We start from the raw sequence: 14,264 nt of genomic DNA, 5'->3' as shown, positions 1-14,264 counted from the left end.
AAATCCATGGGATGCCCAGTCCGGCGGTAAACATAGAAAAGGGGCGGCTGCATGAAGCAATTTGCTTTTCATACAGCCGCCCCTTTTTCATAACACAGGAAATATCGGTTGCGTAGCATTTCCTGTGTTTCAAAAAAGTTCACCTTGTGAAAGTGAGCGCGAAGCGCGATTAACGTCTCCCAAGAAAACTTTTTTATTTCAGCATGGAGCTGAGAAAATCTTTTAAACGTTCGCTCTTTGGATTTTTAAAGATCTCTTCTGGCGTTCCTTGTTCCACGATTTTGCCCTGATCCATGAATACCACCCGATCGGCAACCTCTCTGGCAAAGCCCATTTCGTGGGTAACGACAACCATGGTGATCCGTTCTTCTGCCAGCTTTTTAATGACGTTGAGTACCTCGCCGGTGATTTCCGGATCCAGGGCTGAGGTTGGCTCGTCGAAGAGCATGATCTCCGGGTTCATGGCCAGTCCTCTGGCAATGGCGATTCGCTGCTTTTGTCCGCCGGACAACTGGGCCGTATAGACACCGGCTTTGGTTTCCAATCCTACCAGCTTGAGCAGATCGTGTCCCCGGGCCTCCGCTTTCTTTTTATCCTCTTTTTTCACTTTGATCGGCGCATAACAGATGTTTTGCAGACAGGTCATATGAGGAAAAAGGTTGAAATGCTGAAACACCATTCCCGTTTCCGCGCAGATGCGGCGCAGTTCCTTATCGGGAATATACTCGGCCTTGCCGCTCTCAGGCGTGTCCACGAAGGTTTCTCCGTTGAGGGTGATGGTGCCGGAGGTAATGCGATTCAGGCAGTTGACGCACCGCAACAGGGTGCTTTTGCCAGATCCGGAAGGCCCGATAATGGCCACCGTTTCGCCTTTGGCAATGGAAAAATCAACATGATCCAGCGCCCGGCAGTTGGCAAAATCCTTTACGATCTGTTTCATTTCTAATATCTGTTCCATGTTACCATTCCTCCTTCGCGTCATAGACTGAGAACCTTCTTTCCAGATAATTGGACAGAAGGGTGAGCAGGAAGGTGAAGATCAGATAGATGATGGCCGCCAGCAAAAAGGCCAGCGGGTTTACATCCCGATTTACCGCCGAAGAGGAAGCTTTCATCAATTCCAGTACGCCGATGGTGGAAACCAGGGCCGTATCTTTGATGAGTATGATGGCTTCGTTGGAAACCGGCGGCAGCACGCATTTCATGGTCTGAGGCAAAATGATCCCAAAAGTTGTCTGGGTCCTGGAAAGGCCCAGCGAATGGGCGGCCTCATACTGTCCCTTGTCAATGCTGTTGATCCCCCCGCGATAGATTTCAGCAAAGTAAGCGGCGTAGTTGAGTACGAAGGTCAAGGTTGCCGTTGTAAATGCCGAGAACCGAATGTCAAAAGCAATGGGGAGAAAAAAGTAAAAGAAGAACAGCTGCAACAGTAGAGGAGTGCCTCTGAATATCCAAATATATAGTTTTGCAAGTACCCGGAAAATCCCGATGCGGCTGTTGCTGCCCAGTGCGAAGGGCAGTCCCAGCGGCAATGAGAGAACCAGGGTCACAACAAATAGTTTTAGCGAACACCAGGCTCCTGTCAGGAGCGAGGGCATCAGGACCACCATATATTCCAGGGTGTCCTGAAGACTTGCGATAAAATCACTCATAGAAGCAACTCCTCCAAGTATGTTTATTTATTTATCCAGTTCTTCAAAAATTACGATGTTCTTTCCAAACCATTTATCGCTGATCTTTTCAGCTTCACCGCTGTCGATGGTGGCTTTGATGGCTTCGTTTACTTTGGCTGTCAAAGCTTTGTCATCTTTTCTAAAGCCGATGGCATAGAAGTCATCGCCGAAGTTAAAGTCGCATACGGTCATTTTCTTGTCCAATTTGGAGTTCTTGTATTCTCCCAGTACCTGGTCAACGACGATGCAGTCAACTCTGCCGGCCTGCATGTCCATCAGCGCTTCATCATATGTTTTGTATTCGGTGATGTTGTCTTTGAATGAATCATAGGCTTCGTTCTTTTTCATGGTTTCCAGAGCAGCAGAATCTACCTGGGTTCCGATTTTGTATTTTGCCATATCTTCAGCAGCTGCCACTTTTACATCCTTCTCCAGTGTCATAACGATGATCTTGTTGTTGAGATATTTGTTGGACAGGGACATGCCTTCTATTCTTTCAGGAGTGATGGACATGCCGTTCCAGATGCAGTCGATGTTTTTGGATGTCAGTTCCATGTCTTTGGAATCCCAGTTGATGGGCTGGAATTTGACCTTCACGCCCAGCTCTTTGCAGACAGCTGTCGCCAGGTCGATATCGAATCCAACCAGATTGTTGCTTTCATCGCGGAAGCCCATTGGAGCGAAGGTATCGTCCAGGCCTACGATCAGTTCACCTTTTTCCTGTACATATTCCCAAGAAGAATCGTCAGCAGTTTCTTTGTCGCTGCCGCCGCATCCGGTGAGAGCCAGTGAGCCGACAACCAGTACCAGCACAGCTGCCAGTAATAATAGTTTCTTTTTCATGATGTGTTTCCTCCATAACTTAATGAGTAATAAGTAAGAATAAGTTCGCTTTATTCCTATGCGACATCTTTGCGTTATTGGAATAAAGCGATACTATATTAAAAATGGTACCATAAATATGGACGAAAATCAATGGTTTTTGGGAAAGGTTGTGATGGTTGGCGGCTGGGGTGAGTTGATGGGCTTGCAGGGTTCGCCTGTGAAGGAGGCAGACTCCATGGCGACTTTTATACTGCCGCTTCACTGCTCTGCGAACTTGGGTGCTTTGGCCTACACTATAATTTTGAGTTGGTGATGGGTTGTATCAGGTCATTGGGAGTCGGCATACGGAAGGAAATATCAAAAAGTGAATTTTTTTAAGAAAGCACGACAGTCTGGCAGGCTTGTTATCCTGATATGAGAAGCAGCTTCAAGCGAAACTATCAGGATACGAGATCGCACATATCAATCTTGATACTTTTTGCCGCGCAGCCTGAAATATAACCAATGCAAAACAAAAGGACGGAGAAATCCAGCTATACATATAACAGCACAGATGATAAAATAACGGTAACGGAGGAAAAGCCAAATCTGAAGTATGGAGGAACGAATGTATACAACAAAACGACACTGTATGTCAGTTGGGATAGAGGAATATCTGGATGGTTACGTCAACATAGAGGAGTTTCTTACGTATTGCCAAACCTGTCCGAACTACCAGACATTCTGGGCATGCCCGCCCTTTGATTTCTCCCCGATCGATTATTGGAAACAGTTTGAAACCCTGGACCTTTATGCGGAAGAAATTATCTTTGATGAAGCCCATGCAGGAAAGAAATTTGATCAGGAGGAAATGGACCGTATCATCGACGACTCTCTCAAACAGGTCAAAAAGCAGTTGACAGAGGAGCTTTATGAGATTGAGCGGCAAACTCCGGGAAGCGTCAGCCTTTCTGCCGGCAGCTGTGAGCTTTGCCAGGGCAATTGCACCAGAAAAGATAAAGAGGCTTGCAGGTTTCCCGACAAAATGCGATACTCCATTGAAGCATTGGGAGGCAATGTAGGGCTGACCATTAACAAACTCATGGGTATAGAGCTGGAGTGGATCCGGGAAGGCGTACTTCCGGGCCGCTTTGTACTGGTCTGCGGGCTTTTGAAAAATTCTAAGTAATTAAGGAGGTATCGATCTTATGAATAAAAACAACATCCCTTCCATGGACGCTTGGTTAAAGGAAGCCAAGCAGCACGAAAGCGCTAAAAAAATCGGCATGTACCTGACACACAACGGCGTTGTCCGGGAAAGCGCCAAGGCAAAAGTGCGGCAGGGCGCAGAGAATACCCGCCCGGTAGTGGGTATGGAATTTTCCTATGATCAGGAAAAAGTAAACGCCATCATTGACGAAACTTATAAGATGGACGGCATCTATTATATCAGAACCTGGCTGGCACAGGGCCAGCTGCAGGTGGGGGACGATATCATGTACGTACTCATCGGCGGAGACATCCGGCCGCATATCATCGAGGCGCTGCAATATCTGGTGGGCCGTATCAAGAACGAGTGCGTAGTGGAAACGGAACTTTACGGGGATTGATGCGACCTATGGTTAAAAAACTGTGCGAACACTGCCTTGAAGATAATGACATTTATTTTGTAAAGACCGAACATGATAAGATTTTTATCAACGATAACTACCAGGGCCTTTTCGTACTTGACATGAAATTCAACTGCATCGACCATATGCAAATGGACGACGAACTTTTTATATATGAAGGTTTTGTCCATGATGAAGAAGTCTTTTTGCATTGTGCGGAGAATAACTGCATCATATATGTTAGTTTTAAAAAGAGGTCAAAAAAGATCGTCAATTTGCCCAATGGTTTTATGACCTCTTTTAATGAGGTGGTGCGATGGACAGACAAGCGTGTTGATTTGATTTGTGGAAACGGTCGTTTCTATCGAGTCGATTTTATGGATAATAAGATACACAAGGTGTCTTGCCCGGATAACAGCCTGCCTTACTATGAGGCCCTTTGCAAAGCAATGGAGCAAGGAGGGATTGACCGTGTTGTTAATTGGAAATCCGGTTATGGATACAAAAAACGATCAGATCGATTCGACCTTTATTCCGTGAGAGACGGGTTTACAGGGGAATTAGATAAGAGCGCATATCACATCTATGAAAAAGACGGCGTGCTGGCGGGTGTCGGAGAAGAAAAGATAGAGGTCCTTTATAGAGCCCAGAAAACGGTTCTTACTCCAAAGCGCGGGTATTATTTCATTGGGTTTGATGGTACAACCGTTGATGAAGAAAAAATCTTAATCACGATTCAATCTGACAAACAGAATTGTAAAAAGAACCGGATGACATTATTTATAATATAAAGAAAGATAGCTGTATGATAGATATATTAAAAAAGATACAACTTGAACCTGACAACTTAGAAAGTATCGAGATGTTGATAGATGAACAAATTGAGGCTTGGCACAATGATCCCAAATTACAGATAGATTTAGCAAAGATGTTGGGAATGAATGAATACGAATGGACAGCTTACGGCCAAGGTATTGATTTGAAATTGTTAGCAGGGTGGCGTCAAAAAGGTTGGCCTACGAAATGTGCATTATGCAATGAACCTTTAGATTACAAAAGTTTTGGCTGGTTTATAATCGAAGGAAGGAAACTGGTACATATAAAGTGCCTCTAGCTGAGATGCCGTTTTTCTCAGGGATCGCACGGCCGCAACAACCACCAGAGCCCCACCCGATCAGGAATTTACCCAGGAGCAGATCAATGGCATACACCGAATTAATTAAAAACTTTGAACGTATCCGCAGCTACATGCGGGATTTTTACGTCTACGGCTTTAAGAGCCGGGACAACTTCAAACAAAAGAGCGCCCGCTCTTATGACAATGAGCGCCGGCGGATCGAAAGCTATCTGGGCGAATATATGAAGTTTCACCAGACGGCGACGGGTAAAAACGTTTTTCTATCCATCGACAGCCGCAGGACAAGGCAGAACCCTCTCTATAAAGCATGGAAGGCCAAAAGCTTTACGGACAGGGATATTACCCTGCATTTTTTGATTCTCGATATCCTCCACCAACCCGAAGAATGGCTGTCCTTGGCTGAAATTATGGAAAAGCTGGAAAGCGAGTACCTCTCCCGCTTTCGGGAACCGATGATCCTGGACGAATCCACCGTTCGCAAGAAACTGAAGGAATATATCGGACTGGGCATTCTTGCGGATCGGAAACAAGGCAGACAGATGTATTACAGCAGGAGCGGGGAGCTGGCGATTGAGGCGATGAAGGATGCCATTGCCTTTTTTTCAGAAACCGCGCCGGCGGGCGTGATCGGTAGCTTTCTGCTGGATCAGCCGGGAATGGAAAGCTCCGTGTTCACCTCTAAGCACCACTACATTGCCTGCACACTGGACGATGAAATTTTGTGCCGCCTGCTTTCCGCAATTTCTGACGAAAAAGAGATCGCTCTGCAGCTGACAACAAAGAATCCGCACACCAACTCCACGAGGCGGGCGGTGCCTTTAAAAATCTTTGCCAGCACACAAAACGGCAGGCGGTATTTGATGGGCTACGACCGGAAGCAGCGAAAAATCACAGCTTACCGCCTGGATCGAATCGTAAAGATAGACGAAGGAGAGGTTTCACCGGATTTTGCCAGGCTGAGGGAAAAACTTGAGACCATCCGGCCGCAGATATGGGGTGCTGTCTGCGAGAGCAGAAGCACCGCCCTGGAACATGTGGAGTTCACCATACAGATCGGGGAGGGAGAGGAGCACATCTATCAAAGATTGATACGGGAAAAGCGGTGCGGCACGGTGGAGCGCCTGGACAGCAGCACCTGCAGGTTTACCGCAGACGTCTACGACAGCGGAGAAATGATCCCCTGGATCAGAACCTTTATCGGGAGGATCCTTTCCATGAACTTTTCCAATCGGACCATTGAAAATCAATTCCGGCAGGATATTGAAGAAATGTGCCGGCTCTATGGCATTGGAGGTGAAGCGTAATGCTGTTTCATGAAATCTACGGCTGTTACTACAATACGGTCGCCAGGATCCTCAAAGAAGCGCGGAAGGGAACCGTCGATTGGGATGCGATGAGGCAGATCGTTTCGGAAAATGCCTTTTCGGAGAGTTTTCTGACAATCGAGCCGGCACTGAAAAAACAAGAATGGAAGCTGATCGATGAAAAGGGGCTCACGCCGCTGAAGCACGACCCTTCCCTGCCGGTGAGCCTGCTTCAAAAGCGCTGGTTGAAAGCGATCAGCCTGGATCCGAGGATACAGCTCTTCGACGTGAATTTTGAAGGGCTGGAGGACATAGAGCCTTTGTTCACACCCCAGGACTATGTGGTCTTTGATCAATATGACGACGGGGATCCATATGATGACCAAGCGTACCGCGAAAACTTCCGGATGATCCTCGATGCCATAAACAATCAGAAGCAAGTTCACGTGATCTATGAAAACCGCAAGGGGTCGGCGCGGGAGTTTGTTTGTGTGCCCTATCAGATGGAATACTCGGAAAAAGACGACAAGTTCAGAGCCCTGGTGGCGGGTACCAGATATGCGGATATTGTCAATATCGCCAGGATAAAAGAGTGCCGCCCGGTGGGACAAAGCGATGGGCAGATAAAAGCGCCTGCGGTAAAAAAATCGGATTATTTTGTTTTAGAACTGACCGATGAAAGAAACGCTTTGGAACGGGTGATGCTCCATTTTGCCCATTTCCAAAAGGAAGCGGAGCAGCTTTCGGATCATCGATATCGGCTGCGAATTGATTACCAGCGGGATGATGAAACGGAACTGGTGATCCGGGTGCTTTCTTTCGGCCCCATGGTAAAGGTCACCGAACCGGCCAGCTTTGTGGAACGGATCAAAGAAAGACTGATGATGCAAAAAGATTGCGGACTTTAATAAGGTTCGCAACTTTTTTTCCGTGATACAGGAAACCATTCCCAGTATACTAAAACTGCAAGAATGCTTAAGCATGTGTCTGCGGCCGTACATGGGCCGGGCACTGCGGTGCGCCAGGTGTACCGGGGCGTATGTCAAAGCATGAACTGCACATGGATGGCAATCGCAAAAGCGATGGGGTTCGACTCCCCAGATCGCAGGTTCGATTCCTGCCTGAGTTTATCTGACTCAGCCAAGCGGTTTTGGTAAGTAAAATTGAGTTTTTGTCTGAAAGACGAAAACAGGTGGCATCCGTCATCTCAAGAAAGGCAATAGGCCGCGTCAAGCCGTTCTTGACCAGATATGCGTCTGGTGAAGGAGCAGGCTGACAATGAGCATTGTACCCTGCCGGAAAGAGGATACCGTTTTGCGCGCCCCAGCCGGCCAGAGCATCTGCTTCCGCCGCTGCGGCAGCAAACTGAATGTTTCCGCCGTACCATGTTCATGGCAGATTGCCGAACGAATTTTAACTGGGAGGTTTATTTATATGAAGAAGATTATCAATGAAAATCAAAGGGGGCTCCTGTTTAAAAAAGGCCGGTTTATCAGACTGGTGGAGCCGGGATGCTGCTATTTGTTCGGCGGCGCGCAAGTGGAAATTGTTGAACTGGATGAGCCTTTGGAGCCGGTGACCTGTTCTTTGGATGTGCTGTTGAGAAATGAGGCTGTTCAGGAGCAGGTGGAGGTAGTCAATGTGGGAGATGAGGAACTGGTCCTCCACTTTGTCAACGGGCGTTTTGACCAATGCCTGGATACGGGAAGATATGCCTTTTGGTCCCTTTATGATCGGCATGAATTCATTTCCGTAGGGATTGACCGCCCGGAAGTGGCGCAGGAGATTCCCGCTCACATCTTCGACAAGATTCCCGCCAGCTATTACATAAAAACAGAGGTTGCTGAATACGAAAAGGGCGTGCTGTTCTATGATCAGAAATTCGTCGGCGTACTGGATGCAGGCACCTATTATTTCTGGAGGGGCAAGACAAAGGTGAACGTTAAGCTGGTGGATACCCGTCTGACGAGGATGGAGATCAGCGGCCAGGAGATTCTTTCCAAAGATAAAGTGACCCTGCGTATCAACTTTGTGTGCAACTATCGGGTTGTGGATTGGGTAAAAGCGATCACCAAGCTGGATAATTACCAAGAACAGCTGCATGTAACTGCCCAGCTGATCCTCCGCGAGTATGCGGGAAATTACCGCATTGACGAGATTTTGGAAAACAAGGAAGAACTGGCAGAAAAAGTGTTTCAGAAGCTGAAAGAAAAGGAAGCGGATCTGTACGTGCAGATCAAAGAGGCGGGTATCAAAGATATTATCCTGCCGGGAGAAATACGGGAAATTATGAACACGGTTCTTATCGCGGAAAAGCGCGCCCAGGCCAACGTGATTACCCGCAGGGAGGAAGTGGCGTCCACCCGTTCCCTTCTGAACACAGCCAAGCTGATGGATGAAAACAAGACCCTTTACAAACTGAAAGAGCTGGAATATGTGGAGAAAATATGCGAAAATGTAGGAGAGATTTCGGTGGCGGGAGGCGATTTGCTGGGACAGCTGCGTGAGATCGTCGGCCGTTAGCGGAATTGCGGCAAGGAGGTCCTGTAATGCAAATACTATATCTTACAATAAAACTTTATGCTCCCTGGGTTCACTCTCTGAAAGAAAAGCGGATGATCGTCAAGAGTCTGTGCGCCAGGCTCCGCAATAAATTCAACATAGCAATCGCAGAGACGGCAGAGCAGGATACCCACCAGACGGTCGTCGTTGGTATAGCTGCTCTGGCAGCGCATCAGGCTCAGGCTGACAGCATGATGGAGAAAATCGTTCATTTTATCGAAGAGACAGTAGAGACAGAGGTTCAGTCTGTGGAGTATGAGATGAGGTGAAAGCCCTCCGCTTGCCTTTTTTCCCAGTTCAGATTAAAATAGAATTGCAGTTAATTTCTGATAAGGGGACGAGGAGGTACTTCAATGAAAAGCCATAATCTCGATAAAGACACCAGGGCGGAATTGTTTGATGTGCTGCTGGAAAACTCCTTTATAGGAATAACGATAACAGATGAAAAGGGCGAAATCGTAGTTGTAAACGAGGCTCAATCAAGGATAACCAATATACCAATCGTGGAATCAATCGGGGCAAATATGGAAAGCTATGTGGAAAGCAACTATATTTCCCAGTCCGCATCCATGCAGGTAATTCAGGATAAAAAACGAGTGGTGATTAACCAGAAATTATCTGCGGGCAAGTCCCATGTCGTTGAAGGTATTCCTGTGATGGATGATGCTGATCATATAAAATATACGGTCAATTTTTTATTGGATGAATCGGAACTGGAGGAAGCAAAGCAGGAAATCGAAACGGTTTCATCTGACAAAGAAAAACTTTTCAACAAGTATCAAGAATTGCTGGAAATCCTGAACGAACAGGAAGACATCATCTATCAGAGCAAGGTTATGCGGGATATCGTGTATCTTGCGAGCCGAGTAGCTGATCGGGATGTAGCAGTGCTGATCACAGGGCCGTCCGGTTCGGGAAAGGAATTGATCGCCAATCTGCTTCATGAAAAGAGCAGGCGAAAAACGCGACCGTTCGTAAAAATAAATTGTTCGGCAATACCGGAGCAGCTGTTGGAATCAGAGCTGTTCGGATACGAGCCGGGCGCTTTTACCGGAGGAGCGCCAAAGGGTAAGGCAGGGCTGCTCGAATATGCGGATGGAGGGTCTATACTGCTGGACGAAATCGGCGAAATGCCGATGCAGCTGCAGGCCAAGCTCTTGCGGGTGCTGCAGGACCAGCAGGTACGCAGGATAGGCAGCACGAAAGATATTAAGGTTGATGTACGGATTATTGCTTCTACAAACGCAGATTTGAAAAAGCTCATTGCAGAAAAAAAGTTCAGGGAAGACTTGTATTACAGGATCAATATCGTAGATATCAAAATGCCCGGACTGGATAAGCGCAGAGAAGACATACCGCTTTTGATCGCTCATTTTGAAAAACGTTTTAATCAAAAATATAATTTCAATAAAAAATTCAGCATTGATGCCATCAATTATCTGATGGGTTTGGACTATTGCGGAAATGTTCGAGAATTGCAAAACATCGTCGAGCGGCTCATTGTCCAAAGTTCGAATGATGTTATTACTTTGGAGGAAGCCTTTGCTGCCATGGGTATCCTCACCATCGAGGAGGATGGGGAAGGAAGAAGGGAACTTATCAAAGTAGAAGAAGAGATGTCACTGAAAAAGATTATGGAACAATATGAAAGAAAGATCCTTCTTCATTATAAAAAAGTATATGGCAAAGGCACAGTGATGGCAGAAAAACTAAAGACTGACCAAGCCACAATCTCTAGGAAGCTAAAAAAATACGGTTTATAGGAAATATGCAGGAATACAATATTTGCGTTCCTGCATATTTCTCGTTTAAGGCTGGATATTTGAGGCCTTCCGGAGGTAAGGCGGCTCCTAATATGCAAAAATGCAAGAGTTCCTTTTGGGACAGCAAAGACAGAAACCATAAAAAAGACCTTAGATTGCTTAAAAAACCTTTTATATTTACAAATATTAAGAAAATTCTGCGCAGCGGCAGCGTTGGCATCATAGTTGCGCTGTAAATAAGAAATTTGTAAATAAGAGGTTTTTTGTTTTGCAGAAGAAAAGGAGGGTGTTATGTTTCACACAAAAACAATAGCGGATATTGTCATAAAAAATGGCAATGTCGTGACGGTCAACAATGGCAATGAAATACAGGAGGCCATCGCCATTAAGGGAGAAAAAATCATTTTTGTCGGCAGGACAAACGATGCAGAAGAACTGATCGGTAAGAGGACAAAGGTAATCGACGCTCAGGGAAAAACAGTCATGCCGGGATTTGTCGATGCTCATCTTCACTTGGGAATGTTTGGTTTGCTCGGCCATGGAGTCATAGATATCAGCTATCCAAAGGTTAAGTCCATCGAAGATATCAAAAGGCTGATCCGGGAGGCTGCCAAAAAGAGTGCACCGGGACGCTGGATCAAACTGCAGGGATATGATCACAACAAGCTGGAGGAAAAGAGACATCCCTCCAAAGAGGATTTGGATGAGGCCGCTCCAGAGAACCCAGTCCAGTGTATGAGATGCTGCGCCCATCTGAGCGTTTATAATTCACCGGCGCTGAAGCTGGCAGGCATTCGAGATGATACAGGCTATGCGCCGGGAGAAGTGGTGATGAATGATAAACATGAACCCCATGGATTGCTAAAGGAAACGGCTCATTGGAATGCCTGCGAGATCGTAGAATTCTACGATGAAGAGCTGAGGGGCGGCTACAAGAACGCAGATCAAATCCTGACATCTTACGGAATAACATCAGCCCATGACGCAGGAGGGTATGGCAGCAGCTATTACAGGATCATGCAGGATATGTGTAATAACAGTGAGCTGAATACTAAAATGTACCCAATGCTGTTTAATTTATTTGGAAAGGAATCCGCCCGTAATTTTTTAAAGCTTTTCGTGGGAACAGGCATACATACAGGGTGTGGAAATGAACGATTCAAATTGGGGCCTGCGAAAATCATGCTGGACGGCAGCTCCAGCGGACCTTCATCGGCGATGATCGAGCCTTATTGCCATTTGCCTTCAAAGGGGATCCTAGTATGGACCCAAGAAGAAGCGGACAAAATGGTAGCTGATCTCCACAGAAAAGGCTATCAGGTCACAGCGCATGCAGTAGGGGACCAGGCAGTGACGATCATTGTAAATGCAATCGAAAAGGCTATGAACGAATATCCAAGGGAGGATTGCAGACACAGAATCGAACACTGTGGCATTGTAAACTCCCAATTGCTCGATCAAATAGCGGAGCTGAACATAATTCCAATCGCAAACCCCGCTTTTATAGCGATAAACGGTGCCGATTACAATCGCTTTTACGGTATGCGGACAGAATACATGTTTCCTCTTAAAAGCTATTTGGAAAAAGGGATCGTGGCTGCTCTGGGGTCAGACGCTCCGGTTTCTTATCCAAACCCCATGTACAGTTTTTTCGGTGCCCTCAACAGAAAAGATCTGAAAACAGGAGAGCCGGTAGGGGCGGGCCAGAAGGTGGAACTGATGGAAGTCATACGAATGTTTACCTACAACGGGGCGTATGCCTCCTTTGATGAGGATATGAAAGGAAGTCTGGAAGAGGGGAAGCTGGCAGATGTGATTATTCTCAGTGAAAATATTTTTGATTGCCCGAAGGAAGAGATCATGAGAATCACAGTGGAGACCGTCATATCAGGCGGCGAAATCGCAGGTTAAATGGGAGGAGGATTTAAATGGATATAAATTTAGTTAAGAAAAGCAGAAGGCGCGCCTGGCTGGTTGTAACTGCGGGATTTTTTACTTATTTTTTTATTTATGGTTCGGCATTCAACTGTTTTGGTCTGTTTCTTACACCAATGACTGAAACGCTAGGGGTATCGAGGACAATCATATCCAGTCTTTTTACCATAGAGCTGCTGGTAGCTATACCGGGCGCTTTGATCTTTGGCAGAATCGCCGACAAAAGGGATCTGAAATGGCCAATGGCAATATGCTGTGCGCTGGTGGGCATAGGATATATCATGTATGCTACTGTAACTTCGGTGGCGCTGCTTTATATAGCAGCCGGACTGATCGGTATTGGAATTGCAGGAACCATACAAATACCGGCGGCGATTTTCATTGATGGCTGGTTCATCAAAAGAAAAGGATTTGCTATGGGCGTCACCATGGTTGGAAGCGGTGTGGGTGGAACGATACTATCGCAGGTCCTCACACGCGTCATTCAGTCATCTGGATGGGAAGCCGCCTATTTTGGCCTGGGCGCAGCAATCATTGTCATTACGGTTCCGCTCACTTTGGCCTTCGTTACAAAAACGCCGCATACTAAAAATATGCTCCGATATGGCGAAGAAGATGAGGCGTATATTGAGAAACTGAAAGCATCTGAATATGCGGCTTCAGAAAAAGAAGGCGATATAAGAGAGATCATGCGTAAACCAGAATTCTGGGTGCTGTTCATAGGTGTATTCTGTTTTATGCTGCCGATGGGAGCCATCAAAGGCCATGTAGTAGCTTATTTAGGCGACCTGGGATATTCACCTCAGCTTGCGGCAAATATCCTAACCATTATGGTGTTTACCGTGATACCGGGAAAGCCGTGTACAGGCATATTTTACGATAAGCTGGATTCCAGGATCGCCACTGCCATATGCGGAGTATGCATGGCAGGCGGACTGTTCTTCTCTTTGGGGGCAGGAGCCGGGATTATATTCGCGATCGCCTTTGCTGCAATTTATGGATTCGGATCAGCACTGGCATTGCTTTTGTCTGCGATCATCATCGCCATAGGATATCTGGCATGTATCATCGCATTGACAATGAGCAAAAGAAGGAAAAGGCAGAGCAGGAAACATAATTTCTGTAATTAAGGAACGTCCGATAATCGGCTCCGAACAGGGCGGCGTCAGGACAAGCGGTACAAAACATCTGATTTACAGGCCGCATAGATAAAAAGCAGAAATAAGTCAAAAACGACTATGTGAATAGTCGTTTTTGACTATAAAAATAACGTTGTTTGGGATGAATTCCTTCCTATTTTAAGAGCGGATAGTCAATTTTAGCTAGCAATAAAAATGCCTGGCTAAAATGAAATTGAAGAAAAACCTTTTGTTTCAAGGAAATAGAAGGTTTTTTGTGCGTTTCTTGAAACTAAATGTATTTGGCATACAATTTGCAATATATTAAGGTCAGTATATTATCAACAAGGACTCGGA

The 14,264-nt window shown here is 46.2% G+C and carries 14 protein-coding genes; 11 read left to right on the top strand and 3 right to left on the bottom strand.

Annotated elements, in window-relative coordinates; genetic code table 11:
- Window positions 1-193: 193 nt before the first annotated feature.
- The 3 genes from NIA71_RS05365 to NIA71_RS05355 are packed head-to-tail and all read right to left on the bottom strand — an operon-like array spanning window position 194 to window position 2,516.
- The gene (locus tag NIA71_RS05365; protein ID WP_269477569.1) at window positions 194-958 is read right to left on the bottom strand and encodes an amino acid ABC transporter ATP-binding protein; all 765 of its coding nucleotides are present in this window, start codon (window positions 956-958) and stop codon (window positions 194-196) included.
- A 1-nt stretch (window position 959) separates the two neighbouring features.
- Window positions 960-1,652, bottom strand: coding sequence for an amino acid ABC transporter permease (locus tag NIA71_RS05360; protein ID WP_227755396.1), 693 nt, complete (start codon window positions 1,650-1,652; stop codon window positions 960-962).
- Between the two features lie 27 nt (window positions 1,653-1,679).
- Window positions 1,680-2,516 (bottom strand): amino acid ABC transporter substrate-binding protein, encoded by an 837-nt coding sequence (locus NIA71_RS05355; protein ID WP_227755395.1) that lies wholly within the window; start codon window positions 2,514-2,516, stop codon window positions 1,680-1,682.
- Between the two features lie 589 nt (window positions 2,517-3,105).
- Here NIA71_RS05355 and NIA71_RS05350 point away from each other — a divergent pair.
- From NIA71_RS05350 to NIA71_RS05300, 11 genes are all read left to right on the top strand, one after another.
- Window positions 3,106-3,666 (top strand): DUF2284 domain-containing protein, encoded by a 561-nt coding sequence (locus tag NIA71_RS05350; protein WP_148398581.1) that lies wholly within the window; start codon window positions 3,106-3,108, stop codon window positions 3,664-3,666.
- A gap of 19 nt (window positions 3,667-3,685) precedes the next feature.
- Window positions 3,686-4,087, top strand: a complete 402-nt coding sequence (locus NIA71_RS05345; RefSeq protein ID WP_148398579.1) for a molybdenum cofactor biosynthesis protein MoaE — start codon at window positions 3,686-3,688, stop codon at window positions 4,085-4,087.
- Between the two features lie 8 nt (window positions 4,088-4,095).
- Window positions 4,096-4,878, top strand: coding sequence for a hypothetical protein (locus NIA71_RS05340; protein WP_253019848.1), 783 nt, complete (start codon window positions 4,096-4,098; stop codon window positions 4,876-4,878).
- 14 nt (window positions 4,879-4,892) lie between these two features.
- The gene (locus tag NIA71_RS05335) at window positions 4,893-5,201 is read left to right on the top strand and encodes a hypothetical protein (protein ID WP_253019847.1); all 309 of its coding nucleotides are present in this window, start codon (window positions 4,893-4,895) and stop codon (window positions 5,199-5,201) included.
- 86 nt (window positions 5,202-5,287) lie between these two features.
- Window positions 5,288-6,529 (top strand): WYL domain-containing transcriptional regulator, encoded by a 1,242-nt coding sequence (locus NIA71_RS05330; protein WP_253019846.1) that lies wholly within the window; start codon window positions 5,288-5,290, stop codon window positions 6,527-6,529.
- Entirely contained in the window at window positions 6,529-7,437 is a 909-nt protein-coding gene (locus tag NIA71_RS05325; protein WP_253019845.1) for a WYL domain-containing protein, read from the top strand. Before NIA71_RS05330 ends, NIA71_RS05325 begins: the two co-directional genes overlap by 1 nt.
- Before the next feature lie 370 nt (window positions 7,438-7,807).
- Window positions 7,808-9,052, top strand: coding sequence for a slipin family protein (locus tag NIA71_RS05320; protein WP_253019844.1), 1,245 nt, complete (start codon window positions 7,808-7,810; stop codon window positions 9,050-9,052).
- Between the two features lie 26 nt (window positions 9,053-9,078).
- Window positions 9,079-9,360, top strand: a complete 282-nt coding sequence (locus NIA71_RS05315) for a DUF503 domain-containing protein (protein ID WP_253019843.1) — start codon at window positions 9,079-9,081, stop codon at window positions 9,358-9,360.
- An 84-nt stretch (window positions 9,361-9,444) separates the two neighbouring features.
- Window positions 9,445-10,854: a sigma-54 interaction domain-containing protein gene (locus NIA71_RS05310; RefSeq protein WP_253019842.1), complete on the top strand. Its 1,410-nt coding sequence runs from the start codon at window positions 9,445-9,447 to the stop codon at window positions 10,852-10,854.
- 291 nt (window positions 10,855-11,145) lie between these two features.
- The gene (locus NIA71_RS05305; RefSeq protein ID WP_227755388.1) at window positions 11,146-12,765 is read left to right on the top strand and encodes an amidohydrolase; all 1,620 of its coding nucleotides are present in this window, start codon (window positions 11,146-11,148) and stop codon (window positions 12,763-12,765) included.
- Between the two features lie 17 nt (window positions 12,766-12,782).
- Window positions 12,783-13,919, top strand: coding sequence for an MFS transporter (locus tag NIA71_RS05300; protein ID WP_253019841.1), 1,137 nt, complete (start codon window positions 12,783-12,785; stop codon window positions 13,917-13,919).
- Window positions 13,920-14,264: the final 345 nt, after the last annotated feature.

Source organism: Ihubacter massiliensis (assembly GCF_024125305.1).
Lineage (GTDB): Bacteria > Bacillota > Clostridia > Peptostreptococcales > Anaerovoracaceae > Hominibacterium > Hominibacterium faecale.
Note: the sequence above shows the minus strand (reverse complement) of the source record. Positions and strands in the feature narration are given on the sequence as shown.